Origin of the sequence: Leucobacter luti, assembly GCF_004217175.1 — a bacterium.
In the GTDB taxonomy this organism is placed as follows: domain Bacteria; phylum Actinomycetota; class Actinomycetes; order Actinomycetales; family Microbacteriaceae; genus Leucobacter; species Leucobacter luti.
The window spans coordinates 39890-63403 of sequence record NZ_SHKI01000005.1 but is presented as its reverse complement, the minus strand read 5'-3'; the positions used below and the strand labels follow the sequence as shown (position 1 = coordinate 63403).

27 protein-coding genes are annotated in these 23514 nt (G+C 70.8%); 10 read left to right on the top strand and 17 right to left on the bottom strand.

What is annotated here, in order from left to right; genetic code table 11:
* Window positions 1–79: 79 nt before the first annotated feature.
* On the bottom strand, window positions 80–2659 hold the full coding sequence (pheT, locus tag EV139_RS09420) for a phenylalanine--tRNA ligase subunit beta (RefSeq protein WP_130454093.1): 2580 nt from the start codon (window positions 2657–2659) through the stop codon (window positions 80–82).
* A complete protein-coding gene (gene pheS, locus EV139_RS09415) occupies window positions 2659–3699 on the bottom strand; it encodes a phenylalanine--tRNA ligase subunit alpha (RefSeq protein WP_130454092.1) in 1041 nt (346 codons plus the stop codon). The genes pheT and pheS overlap by 1 nt, the downstream gene beginning before the upstream one ends.
* A 100-nt stretch (window positions 3700–3799) precedes the next feature.
* Between pheS and EV139_RS09410 the strand changes: the two genes are divergently transcribed.
* The 4 genes from EV139_RS09410 to EV139_RS09395 all read left to right on the top strand — a co-directional run bounded on the left by EV139_RS09410 (window position 3800) and on the right by EV139_RS09395 (window position 7192).
* Window positions 3800–4396, top strand: coding sequence for a hypothetical protein (locus tag EV139_RS09410; protein WP_237464386.1), 597 nt, complete (start codon window positions 3800–3802; stop codon window positions 4394–4396).
* A gap of 168 nt (window positions 4397–4564) precedes the next feature.
* The gene (locus tag EV139_RS09405) at window positions 4565–5338 is read left to right on the top strand and encodes a copper resistance CopC family protein (RefSeq protein ID WP_130454090.1); all 774 of its coding nucleotides are present in this window, start codon (window positions 4565–4567) and stop codon (window positions 5336–5338) included.
* The gene (locus EV139_RS09400) at window positions 5335–5940 is read left to right on the top strand and encodes a copper chaperone PCu(A)C (RefSeq protein WP_241989011.1); all 606 of its coding nucleotides are present in this window, start codon (window positions 5335–5337) and stop codon (window positions 5938–5940) included. The genes EV139_RS09405 and EV139_RS09400 overlap by 4 nt, the downstream gene beginning before the upstream one ends.
* Window positions 5930–7192: a Dyp-type peroxidase gene (locus EV139_RS09395; protein WP_237464396.1), complete on the top strand. Its 1263-nt coding sequence runs from the start codon at window positions 5930–5932 to the stop codon at window positions 7190–7192. Before EV139_RS09400 ends, EV139_RS09395 begins: the two co-directional genes overlap by 11 nt.
* Before the next feature lie 71 nt (window positions 7193–7263).
* Here EV139_RS09395 and EV139_RS09390 read toward each other — a convergent pair whose 3' ends face one another.
* The 4 genes from EV139_RS09390 to infC all read right to left on the bottom strand — a co-directional run bounded on the left by EV139_RS09390 (window position 7264) and on the right by infC (window position 9488).
* Entirely contained in the window at window positions 7264–8064 is an 801-nt protein-coding gene (locus EV139_RS09390; RefSeq protein ID WP_130454088.1) for a TrmH family RNA methyltransferase, read from the bottom strand.
* Between the two features lie 116 nt (window positions 8065–8180).
* On the bottom strand, window positions 8181–8564 hold the full coding sequence (gene rplT, locus EV139_RS09385; RefSeq protein ID WP_130454087.1) for a 50S ribosomal protein L20: 384 nt from the start codon (window positions 8562–8564) through the stop codon (window positions 8181–8183).
* 49 nt (window positions 8565–8613) lie between these two features.
* The gene (gene rpmI, locus EV139_RS09380) at window positions 8614–8808 is read right to left on the bottom strand and encodes a 50S ribosomal protein L35 (RefSeq protein WP_087011182.1); all 195 of its coding nucleotides are present in this window, start codon (window positions 8806–8808) and stop codon (window positions 8614–8616) included.
* Between the two features lie 74 nt (window positions 8809–8882).
* Window positions 8883–9488 (bottom strand): translation initiation factor IF-3, encoded by a 606-nt coding sequence (gene infC, locus EV139_RS09375; RefSeq protein WP_130454086.1) that lies wholly within the window; start codon window positions 9486–9488, stop codon window positions 8883–8885.
* Between the two features lie 263 nt (window positions 9489–9751).
* Here infC and EV139_RS09370 point away from each other — a divergent pair, with 263 nt between their 5' ends.
* Entirely contained in the window at window positions 9752–10144 is a 393-nt protein-coding gene (locus EV139_RS09370) for a DUF1844 domain-containing protein (RefSeq protein WP_130454085.1), read from the top strand.
* Between the two features lie 30 nt (window positions 10145–10174).
* On the opposite strand, the gene EV139_RS09365 is transcribed toward EV139_RS09370, so the two are convergent.
* Window positions 10175–10609 (bottom strand): Lrp/AsnC family transcriptional regulator, encoded by a 435-nt coding sequence (locus EV139_RS09365; RefSeq protein WP_130454084.1) that lies wholly within the window; start codon window positions 10607–10609, stop codon window positions 10175–10177.
* 79 nt (window positions 10610–10688) lie between these two features.
* On the opposite strand from EV139_RS09365, the gene EV139_RS09360 reads away from it, so the two are divergent.
* Both EV139_RS09360 and EV139_RS09355 read left to right on the top strand, forming a co-directional pair.
* Window positions 10689–11411, top strand: coding sequence for an AzlC family ABC transporter permease (locus tag EV139_RS09360; RefSeq protein WP_130454083.1), 723 nt, complete (start codon window positions 10689–10691; stop codon window positions 11409–11411).
* Window positions 11404–11730, top strand: a complete 327-nt coding sequence (locus EV139_RS09355) for a branched-chain amino acid transporter permease (RefSeq protein ID WP_130454082.1) — start codon at window positions 11404–11406, stop codon at window positions 11728–11730. Before EV139_RS09360 ends, EV139_RS09355 begins: the two co-directional genes overlap by 8 nt.
* A 98-nt stretch (window positions 11731–11828) precedes the next feature.
* Here EV139_RS09355 and EV139_RS09350 read toward each other — a convergent pair whose 3' ends face one another.
* From EV139_RS09350 to EV139_RS09315, 8 genes are all read right to left on the bottom strand, one after another.
* Window positions 11829–12734 (bottom strand): SseB family protein, encoded by a 906-nt coding sequence (locus tag EV139_RS09350; RefSeq protein ID WP_130454081.1) that lies wholly within the window; start codon window positions 12732–12734, stop codon window positions 11829–11831.
* Between the two features lie 41 nt (window positions 12735–12775).
* Window positions 12776–13540: a bifunctional 1-(5-phosphoribosyl)-5-((5-phosphoribosylamino)methylideneamino)imidazole-4-carboxamide isomerase/phosphoribosylanthranilate isomerase PriA gene (gene priA, locus EV139_RS09345; protein ID WP_130454080.1), complete on the bottom strand. Its 765-nt coding sequence runs from the start codon at window positions 13538–13540 to the stop codon at window positions 12776–12778.
* Window positions 13541–13563: 23 nt separating this feature from the next.
* On the bottom strand, window positions 13564–14202 hold the full coding sequence (gene hisH / locus EV139_RS09340; RefSeq protein ID WP_130454079.1) for an imidazole glycerol phosphate synthase subunit HisH: 639 nt from the start codon (window positions 14200–14202) through the stop codon (window positions 13564–13566).
* The gene (gene hisB, locus EV139_RS09335; protein ID WP_130454078.1) at window positions 14199–14807 is read right to left on the bottom strand and encodes an imidazoleglycerol-phosphate dehydratase HisB; all 609 of its coding nucleotides are present in this window, start codon (window positions 14805–14807) and stop codon (window positions 14199–14201) included. The genes hisH and hisB overlap by 4 nt, the downstream gene beginning before the upstream one ends.
* 10 nt (window positions 14808–14817) lie before the next feature.
* Window positions 14818–15675, bottom strand: a complete 858-nt coding sequence (locus EV139_RS09330; protein ID WP_130454077.1) for a cytochrome c biogenesis CcdA family protein — start codon at window positions 15673–15675, stop codon at window positions 14818–14820.
* 9 nt (window positions 15676–15684) lie between these two features.
* On the bottom strand, window positions 15685–16455 hold the full coding sequence (locus EV139_RS09325) for a DsbA family protein (protein WP_237464398.1): 771 nt from the start codon (window positions 16453–16455) through the stop codon (window positions 15685–15687).
* A gap of 189 nt (window positions 16456–16644) precedes the next feature.
* On the bottom strand, window positions 16645–17733 hold the full coding sequence (locus EV139_RS09320) for a histidinol-phosphate transaminase (RefSeq protein WP_130454076.1): 1089 nt from the start codon (window positions 17731–17733) through the stop codon (window positions 16645–16647).
* A 143-nt stretch (window positions 17734–17876) separates the two neighbouring features.
* Window positions 17877–18323 (bottom strand): LysM peptidoglycan-binding domain-containing protein, encoded by a 447-nt coding sequence (locus EV139_RS09315; RefSeq protein WP_130454075.1) that lies wholly within the window; start codon window positions 18321–18323, stop codon window positions 17877–17879.
* 257 nt (window positions 18324–18580) lie between these two features.
* On the opposite strand from EV139_RS09315, the gene lexA reads away from it, so the two are divergent.
* From lexA to lipA, 3 genes are all read left to right on the top strand, one after another.
* Window positions 18581–19246 carry a transcriptional repressor LexA gene (gene lexA / locus EV139_RS09310; RefSeq protein ID WP_130454074.1) on the top strand — a complete coding sequence of 222 codons (666 nt, stop codon included), beginning with the start codon at window positions 18581–18583 and terminating at the stop codon, window positions 19244–19246.
* A 315-nt stretch (window positions 19247–19561) separates the two neighbouring features.
* Window positions 19562–20233, top strand: a complete 672-nt coding sequence (lipB, locus tag EV139_RS09305; RefSeq protein WP_130454073.1) for a lipoyl(octanoyl) transferase LipB — start codon at window positions 19562–19564, stop codon at window positions 20231–20233.
* An 8-nt stretch (window positions 20234–20241) separates the two neighbouring features.
* A complete protein-coding gene (gene lipA, locus EV139_RS09300; RefSeq protein WP_130454454.1) occupies window positions 20242–21249 on the top strand; it encodes a lipoyl synthase in 1008 nt (335 codons plus the stop codon).
* 68 nt (window positions 21250–21317) lie between these two features.
* On the opposite strand, the gene EV139_RS09295 is transcribed toward lipA, so the two are convergent.
* Window positions 21318–22223, bottom strand: a complete 906-nt coding sequence (locus EV139_RS09295; RefSeq protein ID WP_130454072.1) for a methylenetetrahydrofolate reductase — start codon at window positions 22221–22223, stop codon at window positions 21318–21320.
* Window positions 22220–23512: a uroporphyrinogen decarboxylase/cobalamine-independent methonine synthase family protein gene (locus tag EV139_RS09290; RefSeq protein WP_237464401.1), complete on the bottom strand. Its 1293-nt coding sequence runs from the start codon at window positions 23510–23512 to the stop codon at window positions 22220–22222. The genes EV139_RS09295 and EV139_RS09290 overlap by 4 nt, the downstream gene beginning before the upstream one ends.
* Window positions 23513–23514: the final 2 nt, after the last annotated feature.

The following is a 23514-nucleotide window of genomic DNA, read 5'->3' as shown; positions in this document are numbered from 1 at the left end:
GGTCACCGGGATTCGGCGGCCCACGGCCCTCACTCGTGCGCGCGGCGCGAACCGGCGGGCGCTCGTCGCGCTCGCCGCGCTAGTCGCGGAGCTTCGCGTCGAACGCGAGCTCCGCGGCGGCGACGCCCAGGAGCTTCGCCGCGCTCGCCTCCTCGGCCTTCAGCGTGCGATCGGTCGCCCGGAAGCGCAGCGCGAAGGTGAGCGCCTTCTGCCCCTCGGGGATCCCGGTGCCGCGGTAGTCGTCGACGATGCGGGCGCCCTCGAGCAGCTCGCCGGCGCCCGCGGTGACCACCGCGAGCACGTCGCCGGCCGGAATATCGGCGCCGACCACGAGCGTGAGGTCCTGCGTCGCCGCCGGGTAGGTCGAGAGCGGGTGCGTCTCGGGTTCCCGCGGCGCCAGCTCGATGAGGCGGTCGAGATCGAGCTCAAAGGCCGCCACGCGGCCGGGCAGGTGGTACTCGGCCACGAGCTCGGGCAGGAGTTCGCCCGCGACGCCGACGGGCTCGAGGCCGTCGTCAACGCGCACACTGAGCTCGGCGGTGCGGCCCGGGTGGAACGCGCGATGCGCGCCCTGCGTCACGACCAGCTCGGCCGAGACCGCGCCGGCGACGATGCGGGCCGCATCGAGCGCGTCGGCCCAATCGATTGCGCGCGCTGCCTCGCCGGCCTGCTTCGCGACGGCGTCACCGATCAGCAGGCCGGCCGCGCGGCGCGGCTGCGCGGGGACCGAGCCATAGAGCTCGTCGAGCGTCTCGGACGCCGGCTTCTCGGCGAGCGGCGGAACCTCAGCCGTCCCGAGTTCGGGGCGCGGCTCGAACACGGCACCGAACTCGACGAGCGCGAGATCCGTGAGCCCGCGTGAGACATTGCGCTGCGCCGCAGTCACGAGGCCGGCGAGCAGCGAGCGGCGCATGAACGGCGCCTCGCCGTCGAGCGGGTTCGCGAGCTTCACGGCGGCAACGGGACCGGCCTGCGCGGCGTCGCCCTGCGCCACGCCGTCGATCACCGGCACCACCGGCTCGGCGCCAGCACCGAAATCGTCGAGCTGCGCGCGGGTCACGAACGGGTAGCTCTGCACCTCGTCGAGCCCCGCGGCCGTGACCACGTTCGCCGCGCGACGGCGCAGGCGCTGCGCGCGGGTGAGACCGCGCCCGGGCGGGGCAACGGGCAGCACCGACGGAATCCGGTCGTACCCGACCACGCGAGCGACCTCCTCCACGAGGTCGGCGGGGCGCGTGAGGTCGGAGCGCCAGCTAGGCGGGGTGACCACGAGTTCGCCGGCCGCGCCGTCAGTAACGGTGCAGCCGATCATCTCGATCGCCGTGCGCGCCTCGGCGTCGGTGTAATCGGCACCCATCAGGCCATTGACACGCGCGAGCGGCAACCGAATCTCCGGCGCGTCCCACGGCGCGACAAGCTCTGCGCCCAGCTCGTCGGCGGTGCCGCCGGCGAGCTCAACGAGCAGATCGACCATGCGCTGCGCCGCGGCGCGCGCGACCAGCGGGTCGACCCCGCGCTCGAAGCGCTTTGAGGCCTCGCTCGGCAGCTTGTGGCGCCGCGAGGTGCGCGCGATCGACACCGAGTCGAACGTGGCCGCCTCGATGAGCACGTCGGAGGTGGTCTCGGTGACCTTCGTCGATTCGCCGCCCATCACACCGGCCAGGCCGACAACGCCCGATCCGTCAGTGATCACCAGGTCTTCGACGTGGAGCTTGCGCTCGGCCCCGTCGAGGGTGAGCAGCGTCTCTCCCGGCGCCGCGCGGCGCACGGTGATGCCGCCGTCGAGCTTCGCGAGGTCGTAGGCGTGCAGCGGCTGCCCCAGCTCGAGCATCACGTAGTTCGAGATGTCGACCTCGAGCGAGAGGCTGCGAATCCCGGCCAGCTGCAGGCGGGCCACCATCCAGGCGGGGGTGGGCCGCGACTGGTCGATGCCGCGCACCGTGCGGGCGATGAACCCGGTGGCACCGGCGCGGCCGCGGATCGGCTCGCGGTCGTCGAGCACCACGGGGAAGCCGGATCCTGTCGCGGGCGTGACCGCAGCCGCGGGATCGCTGAACGCGGCCCCGGTGGAGTGCGATACCTCGCGAGCGACGCCGCGGATCGAGAACGCGTAGCCGCGATCCGGAGTCACGTTGATCTCAACGGCGGACTGGTCGAGGCCGAGCAATGCCTTCGCGTCGGCGCCCGGCTCCGCGTCGATCCCGAAGCGGGAGAGCACAATGATGCCGTCGTGGTCGTCGCCGAGGGTGAGCTCGCGCGCCGAGGCGATCATGCCGTCGGACACGTGGCCGTAGGTCTTGCGGGCCGAGATCTCGAACCCGCCGGGCAGCACAGCGCCCGGCAGGCTCACGACGACGCGGTCGCCAGCCTCGAAGTTGTGCGCACCGCAGACGATGCCGCGCACGTCGGCGCCGCCGTCGGCCGCCTGCTGCCCCTCGGGCGCAACGCGCACCTGGCACCAGTTGACGGTCTTGCCGTTTGAGTGTTCCTCGGGCTCGCGCGACAGCACCTCGCCGACCACCACGGGGCCGGACACGTCGAAGCGGCGGATGTCCTCTTCCTCGAAGCCGACGCGCACCAAATCGGCGTGCACCTGCTCGGGGGTAACACTCTCGGGGAGCTCGACGAACTCGCCGAGCCAGCTGAGTGGAACGCGCATTAGACCAGTCCTCCGAACTGACGGTTGAAGCGGACGTCGCCCTCGACCATGTCTCTCATGTCATTGATGTCGTGGCGGAACTGCAGCGTCCGCTCGATGCCCATTCCGAAGGCAAAGCCCTGGAACTCGTCGGGATCGATACCCGCGGCGGCGAGCACCCGCGGGTCGACCATGCCGCAGCCGCCCCACTCGACCCAGCGCGCGCCGCCCTTGGCGTTCGGCTGCCACACGTCCATCTCGGCGGAGGGCTCTGTGAACGGGAAGAAGTTCGGCCGCAACCGGATCTCGGCCTCGGCACCGAACATCTGGCGCGCGAAGTGCTCAAGCGTGCCGCGCAGGTGCGCCATCGTGAGACCGCGATCGATCGCGATGCCCTCGATCTGGTGGAACACGGGGGTGTGCGTCGCGTCGAGCTCGTCGGTGCGGTAGACGCGGCCGGGCGCCACGACGTACACGGGCAGCTCGCGCTCAAGGAGCGAGCGGATCTGCACGGGCGAGGTGTGCGTGCGCAGCAGCAGGTGCCGCTCGGCGGGCTCCACGAAGAAGGTGTCCTGCATTGCGCGCGCCGGGTGATCCGGGTCAAAGCCGAGCGCGTCGAAGTTAAACCACTCGTGCTCGACCTCGGGGCCCTCCGCGATCTCCCAGCCCATCGCGATGAAGATGTCGCCGGCTTCCTCCTGCAGCTGCGCGAGTGGGTGGCGTGAGCCCGCCCGCTGTCGCGTCGGCGCCGCGGTCACGTCGACCGTTTCGGCAACGAGCCGCGCAGCGGCCTCCTGCTCGGCGAGCTCGGCCTCGCGGGCTTTAAACGCGCCCTCGACGCGGCCACGGGCCTGCCCCATGAGCTTGCCGGTCGCGGCCTTCTCGTCTTTGGGCACGCTCCGCATGCTGGCGTTGAGCTGCGCGAGTGCGGAGCCCTCCCCGGCGTGCTCGGTACGGGCGGTTTTCAGCTCGGCGACGGAGTCGGCTGCGGCGAACGCGGTCAGCGCCGCCTCGACGGCCGCGTCGGCGGCTTCCTGGGTGATCGGATTGAGGTCTGACACGGAGATTGAGTCTACCCTGTGCGTCACACCCGGCGCTGCCGTTTAGACTTGAGACATGCTGAGCCCGCGACATTCTGCGCGCGCTCATTCGGACGCCCGGATGAGTCGCGGCGTTCGCGTGTTCCGCGGCGCGCTCGGCGCACTGGTCGTCACGCTGCTCGCGGCGGGCTCGCACAGCATCGCCGGCGGGGTCATCACCCTCGCGTCCGTGGTCGCCACCGTGATCGTGACACTGCCGATCTGCGTGGCGCTCGCCGGGCGCGTTGGCTCCCTCTGGCGGCTCACCGCCGCCGTTGCCACCGCCCAGTTCCTCTACCACTGGATGTTCGCCGGCCTGGGGCTCGTCACCGACCCGGCAGCGAGCGGCGGCATTGCGCAGGCACCGCACGCGGCACACCTCGCCGCACTACAGGGCTTCTCCCCCGCACTTGCCGACGCCGGCTCCGCCGACGCCGCGATGTGGCTCGGACACGCGCTCGCCGCGTGCCTCACGATCGCGCTGCTCCACCGCGGCGAGCGCGCGTTTGTCGCGCTCCGGCGCGCCCTGCGCCGCGTGGTTGCCGAGCACCAGATTCAGGTCCCGGTCCCGCTCGCACGCCCGGCTGCGCTGCCGAACACACCCGCGGCGGTGTCGCTGCGAGACCGACTCCTCGCCGCGTCGGCGATGAGCCGGCGCGGTCCGCCGCGCTGCGCCTGAGCGCGCTCCGCGCCCTCCCATCACGCTTCAGCTGTTCAGCTTTTCGCGCCCGCACACCCGTGCGGGTGCTGCGCGCACCCGCGCGCAGCACCCTCGGCGCACCCCGGGCACCCTGCCCCGGGGCCACTTCACCCCGGCACACGCCGGGTCACACCTTTGAGGACACACATGTCTCGCACTGCACACGCACGCACGTCCGACCAGTCGGCCGCGCCGCGCCGCTTCACCCGGGTCGCAGCGATCGCGCTGCTCGCCGGCGCCGCCACTCTCGGCGTCGCTGCGCCCGCGCTCGCCCACGACGAGCTCATCAACACGCAACTGGTCGTCGACGACGCGGCAAACGCCGTCACCGGCTTCGAACTCACGTTCAGCAACAGCATCATCGAGGTCGGCACCGAGATCGTGGTGACCGACGCCGACGGCACAGACGTCACCGGCGGCGTCCCCGAGATCGCGGGGCCCGTGGTCACCCAGCCGCTCGCGAAGGATCTTCCCGCCGGCGAGTATGCCGCCGCCTGGCGGGTCGTCTCCAGCGACGGGCACCCCATCGAGGGTGCATTCGGCATCACGGTGCCCGCCGGCGGCGCCGCGAACGCGGCAATCGTCGAGGCGGATCAGCGCCTTGAGGACGCCGAGCACGAGGCTGAGGGCGACCACGACCACGCAGCCGAGGGCGACCACGACCACGCGGACGACGACGCCGCGCACGACCACGACGCTGCGGGCGCCGCGGACGACACGAAGGCCGCGTCGGGCATGCCCGTTGGCGGCATCATCGCCGCGGTCATCGGTGGTGTGGTCGTCATCGCCGGCGGCGTGACCGCCGCGATCGTCGGCAACCGCCGCCGCGCGCAGGGCATGGCCAAGGACATTGCCGCCGCGCAGGCACCCACCGCACAGAACCACACCGACACCGCTTCGACCGAGGGAGACCAGAAGTGATCACCACCACAGCACCCGCACCCCTGCGCCCCACCCGACGCCTCCTCGCGCTCTCCGGCGCGGCTCTCGCCGCCGGACTGCTCCTCACCGGCTGCTCCACCACCCCCGCGACCTCCGACACGAACGGCGCAGCGCAGGAGACCTCGGCCGCCACTGCGGCAAGCTCGTTCGAGATCGTCGACGGCTGGGCGAAGGCCGGCGACGGCATGACCGGCGTCTTTGGCTCGCTCACCAACTCGGGAGACAGCGATCTCACGCTCACGAGCGTCGCGAGCCCCGCTGCGGCGATGGTTGAGCTGCACGAGACCGTCGTCTCGGGCGGCAGCTCGGTCATGCGCGAGGTCGACGGCGGCTTCGTGATTCCCGCGGGCGGCAGCTTCGAGCTCGAGCCCGGCGGCAACCACATCATGTTCATGGATCTCCCCAAGCCGCTGCTCGCCGGCGACGAGGTCGAACTGACCCTCACCTTCGACGACGGCTCAACCGTTGAGACGAGCGTGCTCGTGAAGGACTACGACGGCGCGCAGGAGAACTACGAGGACATCGAAGACTCCGACGGCGGATCACACGGCGACATGTCGAGTGATGAGCATGCCGGATAACACGGCACCAGCATCGTCGCCCGAGGCCCGCGAAACGCGGCGCTTCGGGCGGCGGGCCCTGCTCACTGGCGGCGCTGCGGGCGCCGGGCTCGGCGCCGCACTCGGGATCGGCGCCGCGCTTGGGATCGGCGCGCTGCGCGATCCGGTGACCGCTGAGCCCGCGCCGTCCGAGTTCGGCGACGAGGTGATCCCCTGCCACGGCGCGCACCAGGCCGGGGTCGTCACCGCCCCGGCGGCCCACGTGCGCTTCATTGCGTACACGCTCAAACCGGAGACGGACCGCGACGCGCTGCGGCGCATGTTCCGGATCCTGACGGGTGACGTCGAGGGCCTCACCTCGGGCGCCGCCCCGCTCGCCGACTCGGAACCGGAGCTTGCCGCGCGCCCCGCGCGGCTCACCGTGACGGTGGGCGTGGGACCCGGCCTCGTGGAACGGGTCGACGCGGCACAGCGCCCGGAGTGGCTTGCCCCGCTCCCCGCGTTCAGCCGCGACCAGCTCGACGGGGCGCACGACGGCGGTGACCTGCTGCTCCTGCTCCAGGCCGACGACACACTGCCGCTCGCGCACGCGGCGCGCATGCTGCACCGCGACCTGCGCAGTTTTGCGGATCACGCCTGGACCCAGCAGGGGTTCCGGCAGGCCCGCGACTCCGAGGCCGCCGGCACCACCATGCGCAACCTCATGGGGCAGGTCGACGGGACGGTCAACCCCGCACCGAAGGACGAGGACTTCACCGACCTCGTCTGGCTCGGTGGCGCGGATCGACCGGCCTCCGCCGCCGAGCCCGCTTGGCTCGCCGGCGGCACCGCCCTCGTGCTGCGCCGCATCCGGATGGAGCTCGACACCTGGGACCGGGTTGACCGGCCTGGCCGCGAGCAGACGATCGGCCGCACACTCGCGGACGGGGCGCCGCTCACGGGCGGCACCGAGCACTCCCCCGTCGACTACGAGGCGAAGAACGAGCTCGGGCTCCCGGTGATCCCGAGCTACGCGCACATTCGGCGCGCGCGCTCGGAAGACCCGAGCGAGCGGATCTTCCGCCGGGCGGTGAACTACGAGGAGGGGGGCGAGTCGGGCCTCCTCTTCGCCTGTTACCAGCGCAACCCGCTCACGCAGTACGTTCCGATTCAGGAGCGGATCGACGAGCTCGATCTGCTCAACGAGTGGGTCACACACACGGGGTCCGCCGTGTTCGCGATCCTGCCCGGGTTCCGCGCGGGCGAGCAGCTCGCTGCGACGCTGCTCGCGTAGCCGAGACTGCCCCGGGGCGGCCGCTCAGTGCGGCTGCCCCGGGGCAGCTGGGTACGACCCCGGCGGCGCGCTCAGTTCGCGCGCTGCGCGAACGCCGTCTCGTAGATCAGCACGCTCGCCGCGGTCGCCAGGTTCAGCGACTCTGCCTCGCCGTAGATCGGGAGCTTGAGGGAGCGGTCCGTGAGCGCGCGCTCAGTGTCCGTGAGCCCGCGCGCCTCGTTGCCGAACACCCAGGCGATCGGGCCGGCGAGCACGCCCTCCGAGCGGGCAGCGAGCAGGTCGGTGCCGCGCACATCCGCGGCCAGGGTGGTGAGCCCGGCGGCGCGCGCCGCGTCGATCACGGCAGCAAGATCCGGCGCGACCACCACGGGCAAGTGGAACAGCGAACCGGTGGTGGAGCGCACCACCTTCGGGTGGAACGGGTCGATGCTCTCGCCCGCAAACACCACCGCGTCGGCACCGGCCGCGTCCGCGGCGCGCAGCACGGCGCCCGCGTTGCCCGGATCCCGCACCTCGTGCATGATGACGACGAGCTTCGCGTCGGCGAACGCTTCGTCCAGGCTCGTGTCCCAGGTCTGCGCCACGGCGACGACCCCCTGCGGCGAGACCGTCTCCGTCATCGCCGCGAGCACCTGGCCCGTGACGCGCTCAAGCTCAACGTCGCCGTCCGAGGCGAGCCGGTCGATCTCGTGCTGCCACGGTTCGTTCCCGGTCGTCGCGAAGACGACGTCGGCGAGCCCCGGACGGTAGGCGAGCAGCTCGCGGACGGCCTGCGGCCCCTCCACGAGGAAGCGGCCGTACTCCTGGCGCTCTTTCTTGCGGGCGAGGGCGGCGGTCTTCTTCACGCGGCCTGACTTCGGGTTCTCAATCACCCACTAACCATACCCGCGCCCGGTGCGGGCCGGTTCCGGGCACCGCGCACCTGCCCGGGGAATGCACAAGGCCCCGTCCAACCGGACGGGGCCTTGTGTGTGGTGCGAGGGGCGCGTTACGCGGCCTTCGGCGCCGAGGTGTCCTCGGGCAGAGCCTTCTTGGCGACCTCGACGAGCGTCGCGAACGCTGCCGGCTCGTTCGTGGCGAGCTCGGAGAGCATGCGACGGTCAACCTCGACACCCGCGAGGCCGAGGCCCTGGATGAAGCGGTTGTAGGTGAGGCCGTTGAGGCGGGCGCCAGCGTTGATGCGCTGGATCCACAGGCGACGGAAGTCGCCCTTCTTCTTACGACGGTCGTTGTATGCGTAGACGAGGGAGTGAGTGACCTGCTCCTTGGCCTTACGGTACAGACGCGAACGCTGTCCGCGGTAGCCCTCGGCACGCTCGAGGATTACGCGACGCTTCTTGTGGGCGTTGACGGCCCGCTTGACTCTTGCCATTTCAGTTCTTCCTTACAAACTCTGTGATGAAAAGCGTGGTGCTCGCGTCTTAGTGACCGAGGAGCTTCATTGCCTGCTTGGCGTCACCCTTTGACAGGATCTGGTCAGCACCGAGGCGACGCTTGCGGCGCGAGGACTTCACCTCGAGGTTGTGGCGCAGGCCAGCACGCTGCTTCTTGAGCTTGCCGGAACCGGTCAGCTTGAAGCGCTTCTTGGCCCCCGAGTGGGTCTTCTGCTTTGGCATCGATTTCTCCTTGTTGTGTGCGCGCCCGAGGGCTGCGATGTGCTCGGTTTCGGCTCAGGGAGCCGCACCGAAGATTAGTCGTCGGTGGGGACGGCCTCTGCGGCCTTGTCCGCCTTCCGCGTGGCCTTTTCCTCGGCGCGGCGAGCGTTCAGCTCGGCCTTCGCCTCGGACTTGTTCTTGAGCGGGGCGATGACCATCACCATGTTGCGGCCATCGATCCGGGGGGAAGACTCAACGGTGCCGAACTCGGCGATGTCCTCAGCGAACTGCTGGAGGAGGCGCACGCCCTGCTCGGGACGCGACTGCTCGCGGCCACGGAACAGGATCATTGCCTTGACCTTGTCGCCCTGAGAGAGGAACCCGACCGCACGCTTCGTCTTGGTCTCGTAGTCGTGCTTGTCGATCTTCAGGCGGAACCGGACCTCCTTGAGGACCGTGTTTGCCTGGTTGCGGCGAGCTTCCTTCGCCTTCTGCGCAGCCTCGTACTTGAACTTGCCGAAGTCCATGATCTTCGCGACCGGGGGCTTCGAGTTCGGGGCAACCTCTACGAGATCGAGATCGGCGTCAGCCGCCATGCGGAGTGCGGTCTCAATCGGCACGACACCGACCTGCTCGCCACTGGCACCAACCAGTCGCACCTCGGTGACGCGGATTCTGTCATTCGTACGGGGATCGCTGATCGCCGGCTCCTCTGCTTCAGTGTGCGCTCTCCCCGGAGGGGGAGAACCGTGGGCGCTCCCTGACGGGAGTCACTGTGGAGGAAGATCCGGACCGCGCACGCGCCGTCCCACACCCTTACTGCTGCCTCCTGAGAGGCGGGGTGTCAACAACCCGGTAACCTTAGAGAGGTGCCGGGTGGGAGAATCTCCACTTCCGCATCTCGGCGTTTCACCGAGAACCGTCACCAATCTTAGCACACGACCGCCGTAACAGTCAGGACAGCATGAGCGAGAACCCGAGCGATCAGCCGCAGACCCAGCCTGCCGCACCGGAAACCACGGAGCAGGAAGACATCGCGCAGGCGACTCGCGACATCGCGGACGTGGCAGCCGTAGAGGTCATCACCACCGCGGCCGTGCACCTGCTCAGCGCCGCAGCCGTGAAGGTCGGCCTCGCCGACGACCCCGAGACCCAGACCGACCTCGACGAGGGCCGCAAGCTCATCAACGCGCTCGCCGGGCTCATCACCGCCGGGGCGCCCGAGATCAGCGACATGCACGCGCGCAGCCTGCGCGACGGGCTGCGCTCCGTGCAGCTCGCGTTCCGCGAGGCCTCGGCGATCCCCGACGCCCCGGGCAAGGGACCGGGCGAGAAGTACACGGGCCCCGTCAACTAGAGGAGCGCGGCTCCCACTTCTCCCCCGCCCTCAGCCCTTGAGGTTCTTCATGGAGAAGTGGGAGCTCACCTTCCCCACCCCACGGATCGACATGATCCGCCCCGTCAAAAACTCCTCGTAGCCGGCGAGGTCGGCGACCGCGATCCGCAAGAAGTAGTCGGGTGTCCCGAAGAGGCGCTTGAACTCCGAGACCTCTTCGAGCGCGGCGGCCTCCCGCTCGAAGTCTGTGACCACCGCCGCCTCCTGCGTCACGAGATCGACGTGCAGGATCACCTCGAAGCCGCGCCCCACGGCGTGCGGGTCGACACTCGCGTGGTAGCCGCGGATCACCCCGTCAGCCTCCAACCGCTGCACGCGGCGCAGGCACGGCCCCGCAGTGAGGCCAACGCGGGACGCGAGTTCGACGTTCGTCACGCGCCCATCGCGAACGAGCTCGTCAATAATTGCGCGGTCAAGGCTGTCCATGCACATATATTGCCCGATCAGCGGCCCTGGTGACCAATTCAGCACGCACATTGCGCGGTGTCTGCGCAAATATAGTCATATGCCGGAATCCACCGCCGCGTCCGAGGGCGCCCCACCGTCGCGCCGCGGCCAGATCGCTGCCGGGCTCAACGATTCCCTCGGCGTCGGCCTCGGCATATTCCCGCTCGGGATCGCGCTCGGCGTGCTCGTGGTGCAGGCCGGCCTCCCGTGGTGGGTCTCGCCCGCGCTCGCGATCGGCGTGTTCGCTGGCTCGGTGGAGCTGCTCCTCGTCGGCATGATCGCGGCGGCCACGCCGCTCGTCACGATCGCGGTGACGGTGTTCGCCGTGAATTTCCGGCACGTGTTCTACGCGCTCTCGTTCCCCGTCTCTCGCGTGCGGCCGGGACTGCCGCGCGCGTACTCGATCTACGCGATGATCGACGAGGCGTACGCCACCTACGTGCTCATGCCCGCCGCCCAGCTCTCCTCCGCGCGGATGGTGACCGGGCAGCTCGCCATGCAGGCGTACTGGGTGGGCGGCGGGCTCGTGGGCGTGTGGCTTGCCGCGGCGCTCCCGGCACCCATCGAGGGGTTCGAGTTCGCCCTCGTCGCACTGTTCATCGTCATGACGCTCGACGCGCTCCGCAGCCGCCGCGAGGTCCCCTCGGCGCTGCTCGCCGGGCTCGCGGTCACCGTCGCGCTCTTCGCGTTCCCAGACCAAACGCTCCTCGCGGCGCTCATCATCTTCGCCGCGGCTCTCGCCGTGCGCTTCGCCATCACGAAGGGGGCGGATCGTGCCTGACATCGGCTACCTCATCGCGGCGGTCCTGGTCGCCGGCGGGATCACGCTCGCGCTCCGCGTGCTGCCGTTCGCGATATTGAAGCCCCTGCGGAAGTCGCGGTTCGTTCAGGCCCTGGGGCGGTGGATGCCGGTCGGGATCATGCTCATCCTCGCCGTCGTCGTGCTGCGGGACGAGGTCGCGCAGCGTCCGGACCACGCCTGGGCGGTCGCGGCGGCGGCGCTCGTCACCGTCGCAGTGCACCTGCTCGGCAGGCGCCGCGCGCTCCTCAGCATCGCCGCGGGAACGGCGAGCTACATCCTGCTGCTCAACCTGCTGTAGCCGGGGCGGCAGGCAGGGTCGGTGACTGGCACGTTGGCGTGTTGGCGTGTTGGCGTGTTGGCGTGCTGGCGGAGCCGTGGCGCGGTGCCCGCGTGGCGCTACGCGCCGCGCGGGGCGGCGACGGGGCGCACGCGCATCGAGTCCACGCGCTCCGCGATCACGGCGGACGCCGCCCAGCCGGCCTGCGCGCGTTCGAGGAGCTCCCCCAGGGCGGCGCGGTCGAGCCCCGGCGCGAGCTTGAGATTGACGTCCACCTCGGGTGCGAGCAGGCGACCCTCGGGGTCCCCGGGCGACAGCCACAGGTCCGCGACCGCCGCCTCGGTGGCAACCGCCGCGCGGAACGCCGCGAGCACCTCGTCGTCCGCCCAGCCGGGCACGTACGCCTCGCCGAGCGCGAGCGCGCGCAGAGCGGGACGCCGGATCCCGTACTCAAGCTCGGGTGTCGCCGCGTCAAGGATGATGAGGTCGGTCAGTTCCTGCACCGCCGCGAGCGCGGCCTGGGTCGCGGGGACCGGGATCGGCCGCGCGCTCTCGTGCCAGCTCGCGAGCGTGGTCACGGAGCTGAACACCGGGAGCACGCGCCGGCCGTCCGGGGCCGCGACCGTGACGATCGACAGCTCCTGCGTCTTCTCGACGGTCTTCCCCTCCGGGGTCACGCCCAGGTCGCCGGCCTCGGCGAGCATTGGCACGAGCACGCGCGCCGCCCCCAGCTCCGCGATCACGCGGCCGTGCGCGGCGGCGATGTCGGCGACCGCCGCCCAGTGCGCCGCGGCGTCGGTTGCGGCCGCGGCGGCCGCTGCAGCGGCACGCAGCTCGGCGACGGCGGCGGCAACCAGCACGGGCGTCGCGCCGTCGTCGTCGGCGAACGCTGTGCCGTGGTGGTCGAAGGTGCGCCCCTCCCAGGGGAACCCCGCCGAGTCAGCGGGCCCCCCGGGGACGAGGCTCTCCGGGACCCCCGTCGACCGCGGGACGTCACCCGTCGAGGGGAGCTTCTTGATCGCCATGGCTCAGCCGGTCGCGTTCTCGGGTCTCGGAACCGGCGCGGCTACGCGTGCGCCGCGGGACGGCCGGCAACGTCGAGCGCCGCGGGCAGGGAGAACGCGCCATCGTAGAGCGCCTTACCGATGATGGCGCCCTCGACGCCCAGCGGTACGAGCGCGCGCAGGGCGACGAGGTCGTCGAGGCTTGAGACACCGCCGGAGGCGACCACCGGGCGATCGGTCCGCTCGCACATCTCGCGCAGCAGCTCCACGTTCGGTCCGCGCATCGTGCCGTCCTTCGTCACATCGGTGACCACGTAGCGCGAGCAGTTCGCGTCTTCGAGGCGCTCAAGCACGTCCCACAGATTGCCGCCCTCTTCGGTCCACCCGCGCGCCGCGAGCGTCTCGCCGCGCACGTCGAGGCCGACCGCGATCTGATCGCCGAAGCGGGCGATAACCGAGCGGGTCCACTCCGGGTTTTCAAGCGCGGCGGTGCCGAGGTTGACCCGGCGCACCCCCATCTCGAGGGCCGCCTCCAGGCTCGCGTCGTCACGGATCCCGCCGGAGAACTCGATGTCCACTGCCGTGCCGGCGCGCTTCACGATCTTGCGCGCCACAGCGACGTTGCTGCCGCGGCCGAATGCCGCGTCGAGGTCGACGAGGTGAATCCACTCGGCGCCCTGCTCGATCCAGTCCATCGCTGCGTCGACCGGGCTGCCGTAGTTCGTCTCGGTGCCAGCCTCACCCTGCGTGAGACGCACCGCCTTGCCGTCGACCATGTCGATCGCGGGCAACAGCTGCAGCTTCGGCCCCTCGGTGAACTCGCTCATGTGTGATGTGCTCCTTGTGGGTGTCAGAACGTGGTGATCCAGTTGCGCAGCAGCTGAATGCCGGCCTCACCGGACTTTTCGGGATGAAACTGGGTGGCGCTGAGCGGGCCGTTTTCAACCGCCGCGACGAAGCGCTCGCCGTGCTCGGCCCAGGTGACGCGCGGCCGAGTCGCCTCGGTGCGACCCTCGAGCGTCCACTCGGTCGCTGCGTTCGAGTGCACGAAGTAGAAGCGCTCATCCGCGACCCCATCGAACAGGCGCGAGTCCTGCGGCGGTGCGATCGTGTTCCAGCCCATGTGCGGCAGCACGGGAGCCCGCAGCTCGCGCACCGTCCCCGGCCACTGATCCAGCCCGTCGGTTTCAACGCCTCGCTCCACCCCGCGGGCGAACATCACCTGGAGGCCCACGCAGATGCCGAGCACCGGGCGGCCCCCGGCGAGCCGGCGGTCGATCAGCTCGTCGCCGCGCACGGCCGTGAGCTGCTGCATCACGGCGTCGAACGCGCCCACGCCGGGCACGAGCAGCCCGTCAGCCGCCTGCACCGCGCGCGGGTCGCGGGTCAGCTCGACCTCGGCACCGGCAGCGACGAGCGCCTTCACCGCCGAGTGCACGTTGCCCGAGCCGTAGTCGAGCACGGCGACGCGCGGGGCGGCTGCGGTCACAGCGCACCCTTGGTCGACGGCACGCCGGTGACGAGCGGGTCGAGGGCCTTCGCCTGGCGGAACGCGCGGGCGAACGCCTTGAACTCGGCCTCCGCGATGTGGTGCGGATCGCGCCCCTCGATCAGCTTCAGGTGCACGGTGAGGCGCGCGTTGAGGGTCAGCGCCTCGAAGAAGTGCCGCACCATCGACCCGGTGAAGTGGCCGCCGATGAGGTGGAATTCGAAGCCAGCGGGCTCGCCGGAGTGCACGAGGTACGGGCGTCCCGAGATGTCCACGACCGCCTGCGCGAGCGCCTCGTCGAGCGGCACGAGGGCATCGCCGTAGCGCGAGATGCCTCGTTTGTCGCCCAGCGCGGCAAGGAGGGCCTGGCCCAGCAGGATCCCCGTGTCTTCGACCGTGTGGTGCACGTCGATGTCGATATCGCCGGTGGCGCGTACCGTCAGGTCAGTGAGCGAGTGCCGTGCAAACGCCGTGAGCATGTGATCGAAGAACGGAACCCCGGTCTGAATGTCTGAGGCACCGGTGCCATCAAGGTCGAGGCTCAGGCTGATCTGCGACTCGCTCGTTGAACGCTCGAGCGCGACGGTACGTGTGGCTGCGGTCATGCAGCCAAGTCTATCCGGGTTCGTGTGCCGGATCAGCCTCCGCAACGGCCCGCTGCGGCGCGGTGCGGCGGCGGCGGCGCGTGACATACACGGTGACCCAGATCCCCGCCAGGACCAGGAACAGCACGAGCACCACCCAGTCGGGCACTCCGGCGGCGAAGTTCATCACGGATGATTCGAGCCGCGCCTGATCCGTCGCCCCGAGCACGCCCCCGATCGAGGTGGTGCCCTGCGTCACGAGGAGGAGCACCCCGATCGCGATGGTCAGCGCCCCGCCGATGATGTTCGTCCACGCATTGCGCCAGCGGCCAATCACGAGCTCGCGGGGGCGCACGAGCCGGCGCACGGCGGGCAGGCGCTCCCACAGCACGGCAAGCACGAGCAGCGGCGCGGTCATCCCGGCCGCGAACACGAGGAGCACGATCCCGCCGGCGATCGCGTTGCCGCCGAACGCGGCGAACGCGAGCGCCGCGCCCAGCAGCGGGCCGGCGCACACTCCAGCCAGGCCGTACACCGTGCCGAGCGCAAACACGGAGGCGATCGAGGCGCTCTCGGCGCCGCGCTGGGCGATCACCCCCGGGATCCGAACGCCGAGCAGCAGCGCCGCGCCGAGCACGATCACGAGCACGGAGGCGATCGTGACCAGCGTGAAGCGGTGCTGATTGACCCACGCGCCGAGCGTGCCGGCGAGCAGGCCGAGCGGCACGAGGGCGGTTGCCAGCCCGAGGAAGAACACCCCGGTGCGCGCGAGCAGCGCTCCGGGGCTCGAGAACGCGTAGGCGAAGAACGCGGGGAGCAGCATCACCGAGCACGGACTCAGCAGCGTCAGCACGCCACCGAGGAACGCGCCGAGCAGGGTCAGACTCACGGCCCCGACCTACTGCTTCGCCGCGGCCAGCGCCTCGTCGAGCATGGCGCGGAACGTCTCGACCGGTTGCGCACCGCTGATCGCTTGCCCGTCGACCGCGAAGAACGGGACGCCGCTCACCCCGAGCTGCTGGGCCTGCGTGGTGCTCTGGCTCACGGCCTCGCGCAGGTCGGCGCGCTCCATGTCCGCGGCGAACCGGTCGAGATCCGGCACCTTGGCGGTCTTGGCGAACGCGAGCAGCTCCTCGGGCGTGAGATCCGGGTGCCCGCTCTCGGGCGCCGCGTCGTAGACCGCCTTCACGAACTCGAAGTAGTGCTCCTGCTCCCCCGCGGCGCGCGCGGCAGCGGCGGCCCGAGTGGATTCCTCGCCGAAGTAGGCGACGTCGTGCATTTCGAGGCGCACCTTGCCGGTGTTGACGTACTCCTCCACGAGCACGGGGAAGGTGTCGCGCGAGAACACGGCGCAGAAGGGGCAGCGGAAGTCGACCCACTCGCTCAGCACCACCGGGGCGTCGAGGGCGCCAATCGCCATGGTGTCGCCGTCGATGCGCCGCTCCACCGTCACCGCGGTGTCGGCGTCGGTGCCAGCTGCGGAGTCCTCGGCCGCGGCCCCGTCCGACGCGGCGGTGGCGCCGCCCGCGGCACCGCCCTGCGCGAGCTGCACGCCGCCGAACACGAGCCCGACCACGGCGAGCGCGCCGAGCACCAGGTTCAGGGTTCGGGAGCGACGAAGTCTGCGCTCGAGCTCAGTGCGGGGCAGGGTCTCAGGGGCGTGAGGCATACACACCAGGCTAGCCGGAGCCCCGGCGCTGGCGTTCCGGGAACGCCCAGATTGAGTAGCCCAGCCGGGCGCGCGCGCCAAAAACCAGGGGGTCACGCAGCATTTCTGAGCGGAGAATCCCGGCGACCGGCGCGCGGGGCTGCGCGACGCGGCGCGCAGCCTGGCGCGCGCGTGTTCGATCCTCGCGCGCTAGGCCGTCGCGCCGCCCGGCCCGAGCTCCGTGATGGCGGCGATCACGGCGTCGGTCTCCGCCGCGGTGCCCGCGGTGATGCGGAGGTGGCCGGGGATGCTGAGGTTGCGGATGAGGATTCCGCGCGCCCGGAGCGCCTCGAACGTGGCGCCGGGGTCGCTGAATCCGCCAACGAGGATGAAGTTGGCACCAGACTCGTGCACGGTGTACCCGAGCCCGGTGAGCACCGCGGCGAGGCGATCACGCTGGTCGCGAATGTCGGCGACGGCGCGCAGCATCGCGCCGGAGTGCCGGAGCGCCGCCGTGGCGGCCGCCTGCGTCAGCGCGGAGAGGTGGTACGGCAGCCGCACCAGGCGGAGGGCGTCGACGATTGCGGGGTCCGCGGCGAGGTAGCCGAGGCGCACCCCGGCGAACGCGAACGCCTTGCTCATGGTGCGCGAGACGAGGAGCCGGTGCCGCCCGGGGAGGAGCGTGACGGCGCTCTCGCGCTCCGCGTCGAACTCCTGGTAGGCCTCGTCGACGATCAGGATCCCGTCGAACGCGTCGTACGCGGCGAGGATCACCTCGCGGTCAAGAGGCGTGCCCGTCGGGTTGTTGGGCCCGCACAGGATCACGACGTCTGGCCGGTGCTCGGCGAGCGCGGCGGTGACGAGCTCGGGCGTGAGGGCGTAGTCGGCGGGCCGGGGCACGTCGATCCACGCCGTGTCGGTACCCGATGCGAGCAGGGGGTACATGGAGTAGCTCGGGGTGAAGCTGAGCAGCGAGCGCCCGGGACCGCCGAATGCCTGGAGGATTTGCTGCAGGACTTCGTTCGAACCGTTCGCGGCCCAGAGCTGCTCGGGCTGCAGGCCATGCCCGAGGTATCCGGCGAGCGCGGCTCGCAGCTCGCCGAACTCGCGGTCGGGGTACCGGTTCACGCCACGAACCGCGGCGGCCAAGGAGGCGGCGATGTCCGCGACGACCTCGTCGGGGAGCGGATGCGTGTTCTCGTTCACGTTCAGGCTGACGGGCACGGCATCCTGCGGTGCCCCGTACGGCTGCTTGCCGACGAGGTTTGCGCGGAGTGGGAGATCGCTCAGGCTAGTCACCGCCCCAGTCTACGCTGCGCTGCGGCTCGGCAGCGTCTCTGCGCTTTCTCTGCTCCGCCGCCGCCGTCATGCGGGCCAGGCAGCCGCCGTGGTGCGGGCCAAGCGCACCCACGGAACACCGAACCTGGGCCGTGCGCGCAGTGCTACGCGGAGAGACCGAGTTCTTCTGCCGACACCACCACGGGGCTGTCCGAGTATCGCAGCGGCACGGCAATCGGCTGCCCGGCCTCCACGCCTGAACCGCCCAGCTGATTCAGCTGCACGATCTCAGCGACGAGGTCGCGAGGGTCAGCCGAGGAATCGAGGGCCGTAGCGACCGACCAGAGCGAGGCGCCCGGCTGCACCACGACGTAGTGGAACTGCTGGCCGTCTGCCTGCGCGTTTGAGGCCAGCGCCTGCGGTGCGCCGAGCGTCGCGACACAGGCGAGAACGCCCGCGGTGAAGACGGTGGCAAGAGCGCCGAACACCACGCGGCCACGACGAGTGAGGCGCATGCGGGTGCGGGGACCGCCAAGCGCACCGCGTGCGTCGCGGGCCTCGTCCGTGCGCTGGGACGACATCACTGCTGCGCTGAGAGTAGCTGAGCTCATGATCGTTTCCTTTCTTCGCGATGTCTGCGGATATGAGATCCATGCGAACATCTGTTTCGAATATATCTTCGATAGATCGAAACCGCAAGCAAGAGTTCGAATAGATGTTTCGTTCTTTTCCGCGACACTCGAACACATGTTTGCCCGTGTTCGAATGAAGCGACTAGGGTTTCGAGCAACGAGATCACTGAACCAGGCACCTCCGACATTCATGGATCCAAGCCCCAACCCCGCCCTCCGGGACGGAAAGGACAGCGATGAGCGACTTGGCCGCGCCCCACTCAATGAAGCCGCTGACCGAAAAGCAGCAGGCGATCCTCGAGTTCATTGGCCGCTCGGTCGAGTCGCGCGGATACCCGCCGAGCATGCGCGAGATCGGCGACGCCGTGGGGCTCTCCTCACTTTCGAGCGTCACCCACCAGCTGAGCCGACTCGAACTCGGCGGCTACATCCGCCGCGACCCGAATCGCCCCCGCGCCCTCGAGGTCCTGGTTGAGCTCGCGTCCACGAGCAGCGCTGTCGCCGAGGGATCCGCGCACCAGCCAGAAGAAGCCGCATACGTCCCGCTCGTGGGCCAGATCGCCGCCGGCGTCCCCATCACTGCCGACCAGCAGGTGGAAGAGGTCGTGCCACTCCCCCGTCAGCTCGTGGGCGACGGCGACCTGTTCATGCTGCGCGTGGTCGGCGAGTCAATGATCGACGCGGCGATCTGCGACGGCGACTTCGTCGTGGTGCGCCAGCAGCGCGAGGCCGAGAATGGCGACATCGTCGCGGCGATGCTCGACGGCGAGGCCACGGTCAAGGTATTCCGTCGCCGCGACGGCCACACCTGGCTCCTGCCGCGCAACAGCGCGTTCGAGCCGATCCTGGGCGATCACGCCGAGGTGCTCGGCCGCGTGGTCGCGGTCTTCCGCTCGGTCTAGCCACACCCGGATCACACTCGGCCCACGCGGGAGCGGCGGGCCGCGCGATGGCGCGCGCCCGCACGCCGCCCCCCGCTGCGCCACCCCCTTGCCACCCACCCCGCTGGGCCCGTCTGCGCGCGAGCCCGCGCGGGAGCGCCCACGTGCGCGTTTCGAACTCACGCAGGAGATCCGAACTCAGGCGGACGGAATCGCGGAGATTCATCCGCCTGAGTTCGGATCTCCTGCGTGAATTCGGCGACCCCAGCCACCCACACCCCTCCACCCACACCCCACCACTTGATTTGTTGCACCGGGTCTATTTAAGATTGCGGCATGCGCTCACTCACCGACGCCCCACCCGCAACCCCACACTTCGTCACGGCGGGGTTCGCCCCGCACACGGTCCCGTACCGCGACGGCCTCGCCCTGCAGCGGGACGCGGCCGAGCGGGTGCGCACCCGCGCAGACCGCGGCACCGTCTTCCTCCTCGAACACGAGGCCGTCTATACGGCCGGCCGGCGCGCCACCCCCGACGAGTACCCGCGCGACGGCACTCCGGTCGTCGACGTCGACCGCGGCGGGCGGGTCACCTGGCACGGCCCCGGGCAGCTGGTCGCCTACCCGGTGATCAAGCTCGCCCCTGGCGTGGGGGTCGTCGACCTCGTGCGCGGCCTCGAGCAGGTCATCATCGACGCGGCGGCCGAGCTCGGCGCGAACGGCTTTCGCGTGGCGGGCCGCTCCGGCGTCTGGGCCGACGACGGTGGTCCGGCACCGGCGAAGTTTGCGCAGATCGGGCTCCACGCGAGCGACGGGATCATCACCCACGGTCTGGCGCTGAACTGCAGCAACGACCTCACCCCGTTTTCCGGATTCGTACCCTGCGGCATCACCGACGCCGGCGTCACCTCGGTCAGCGCGCTCGCCGGACGCCGCGTCACCCCGGCGGATGCCGCACCGGTACTGCAGGAGCGCCTCGCAGCCGCACTCACGGAGTTCGCGGCGTGAGCGCGCGGATGCTGCCCGCCACCGGCGCACGCCCGGAGGCGGAGGGACGCAAGCTGCTCCGGATCGAGGCTCGCAACGCGGAGACCCCGATCGAGCGCAAGCCAGCGTGGATCAAGACCCGCGCCCGGTTCGGGCCCGAGTACCAGGAGGTCCGGGAACTCGTGAAGTCTGGCGGCCTGCACACCGTGTGCCAGGAGGCCGGCTGCCCAAACATCTCAGAGTGCTGGGAGGACCGCGAGGCGACGTTCCTCATCGGCGGTTCGATCTGCACGCGCCGCTGCGACTTCTGCATGATCAGCACCGGCAAGCCGCTGCCCCTCGACCTCGACGAGCCGCGTCGCGTCGCGGAGTCGGTGCGCACCATGGGCCTGCGCTATGCCACGATCACGGGGGTCACCCGCGACGACCTGCCAGACACGGGCGCGTGGCTCTACGCTGAGACGATCCGGCAGATCCACGAGCTCAACCCGGGCTCGGGGGTTGAGGTGCTCGCCGACGACCTCGGCGGGAGGCCCGAGGATCTTGCCCAGGTGTTCGAGGCCGCGCCGGAGGTGTTCGCCCACAACCTCGAGACCGTGCCGCGAATCTTTCGGCAGATCCGGCCGGGGTTCCGGTACGAGCGCTCGCTCGACGTGATCGCGCAGGCGCGGGCCGCGGGCATGATCACGAAGTCAAACCTGATTCTCGGCATGGGCGAGACACGGGCGGAGATCAGCGAGACCATGCGCGAGCTGCGCTCGGCCGGGTGTGACGTGCTCACGCTGACCCAGTACCTGCGCCCCACGCAGCTGCACCACCCGATCGACCGGTGGCTGCCGCCGGAGGAGTTCGTGGAGCTGCACGCCGAGGCTGAGGCACTCGGCTTTGATGGCGTGCTTGCCGGACCGCTCGTGCGCTCCTCGTACCGCGCCGGGAGGCTCTGGGCGCAGACCATGGCGAAGCAGGGCCGGACAGTCCCGGAGGCGCTGCGGCACCTCTCGGAGCGCGCCGCCGCCTCGTTCCCGCAGGCGGTGTAACGCAGCGCGCACAGCCAGCACAGCTCACACAGCCAGCGCAGCTCACACAGCCAGCGCAGCCAGCCCAGCTAACGCAGCGGGTCGGGCGTCAGCAGGTCAAGGTCGCGCAGCACGGCGAGCACGCGCTCGTGCCGGTTGAACGTGTAGAGGTGCACCGACGGTGCTCCCCCGGCGAGGAGTTCGCTCGCGAGTTCCACGGTGTGCTCCACGCCCAGCTCGGGCGCGTAGCCACCCGCCTCGTCGAGTTCGCGGGTGAGCTCCGCCGGGGCTGGGCGCCCCGCGAGCTCGGCGACCTTGCGCAGCTGCCCGCTCGTGGCAACGGGCATGAGCCCGGGAAGCACGGGGATCCGCAGCCCGGCGCGCTGCGCGTCGCTCACGAACGACAGGTATTCCTCCGCGCGGAAGAACAGCTGCGTGATGGCGAACTGCGCGCCGGCCTCCTGCTTCGCGACGAGCCAGTCGATGTCCTCGCTGCGCGAGCGCGAGAGCGGGTGCCCGTTCGGGTAGGCGGCCACCGAGGTGCGCCCGACACTCGTGAGGGCCGGGCGTTCGGCGCGCGCCTCAGCGACCAGCTCAACGAGTTCGAGGGCGGAGAGCGACCCGGCCACCTCGGGATCGGCCTCCGTGCGCCCGCGGGGCGGGTCGCCCCGCAGCGCGAGGAAGTCGTGCACCCCGGCGTCCATGATGCTGTGGATCGCGGCGCGCACGGTCTCGCGATCCTCCCCCACCGTGGTGAGGTGCGCGAGCGGCAGCGCGTCGGTGTGGTCCCGCAGGTACTTGAGCAGGTCGACCGAGGCGTCGCGGTTCGAGCCGTTCGCGCCGTACGTGACGGAGATAAAGTCGGGGCCGGCGGCGGACAGGTGCTGCACGGCGTGGCCCAGCGCGAGGGCGGCGGCTCCGCTGCGCGCCGGAAACACCTCAAACGAGAATCGGGCGCGGGTCGGGGCGCTGCCGGTGAGCAGCGCGGGACTCATCGCGCACCCCCGGGGGCAGTCCCCGCCGAACCCGCGGCGGCAGTCCCCGCCGAACCCGCGGCGGCAGTCCCCGCAGATCCAGCGAGTCCCACGGAGCCGGCAAGCTCCTCGGCCGCGAGCGCGGTGCCGCGCACGCGGGCCGCGATCTTCGCGAACGCGACGTCACGGGCGAAATCCGGTGACCCGTGCCGCGGCTTCTCGTCGATGAGGTAGGGCGAGAACCCACAGTCGTCGGTCGACCCGAGGAGCTCGGCCGGGATAAAGCGGGCGGCGCGCACGAGCTGATCGCGGATCTGTTCCGCGGTCTCAAGCTTTGGGTTCGTGGGATTCGTCACCCCGAGCAGCACGCGCGGCACCCCGCTCGCGCCGTCCGCCGCCGCCCTGACGCGGCCGCGCAGCTGGCGACCCACGAGCCGGGCGACCCGATCCGGCTCACGCTCGCCGGCGGCCTGCACGAGAAAGTAGCCGGCCTCGATCTGGAACAGCTCCGGCAGCAGCTCGGCATAGTCGACGTCGGCGCTGTGCGCGGAGTCGTTGTCGTTGCCCGGGCAGGTGTGCACGCCGACGGCCGAGCGCTCAGCGTCGCTCAGCCGGTCGAGCACCCGGTTGATGAGCTCGATAAATCCGCCGAGCGCGTCCGGCCCCGCCCACGGCGCGCGGAGGTCCCGGCGCAGGGCGAGTCGGCCCTCGGTGAAGTCGATCGAGACGCGCGCGGCACCGGCCGCGAACGAGCGGCGAATGTCCTCGGCGCAGCCGGTGACCACGTCTTCGAGGAAGTCCTCGCGGCTGTAGTCGCCGATCCCGCCCTCGGGCACCATGAGCGAGAGCATTGACGGTGAGATCACCGCCTGCTTCAGCGGCAGCTCGGTGAGCGCGCGCGCCGCAGCGACGTCGTCCGCGGCCCAGGACTTGAATGCGAAGGGCGCGCGGGCGAGGCTCGGGATCACCCGGTGGTGGCCGTCGGCAAACACCGCGAACACGGGGCCCACTGAGAGGTCCTCGGTGCCAAGCGGGTAGCTCGCAAAGCTCTGGCGGCGCTGCTCGCCGTCGCTGACGATCGGCGAACCGGTCGCGGCGAAGCGCTCGATCGTGTCGGCGACGGCGCGATCCTGCTCGGCGCGCAGCTCCTCCTGCGAGGCAAGACCGGTCTCGGCGTCGAGCACAACGCGCTGGAGGCGCGACGGACGCGGCAGCGAGCCGACGGCCTCCGTGGGGAGGCCGCCGCTCGGCCAGGGCGCGGCCGGGTCGAGGTGTTCAGGCGCCGCGGCGCCGACCGCACCCTGGGACACGG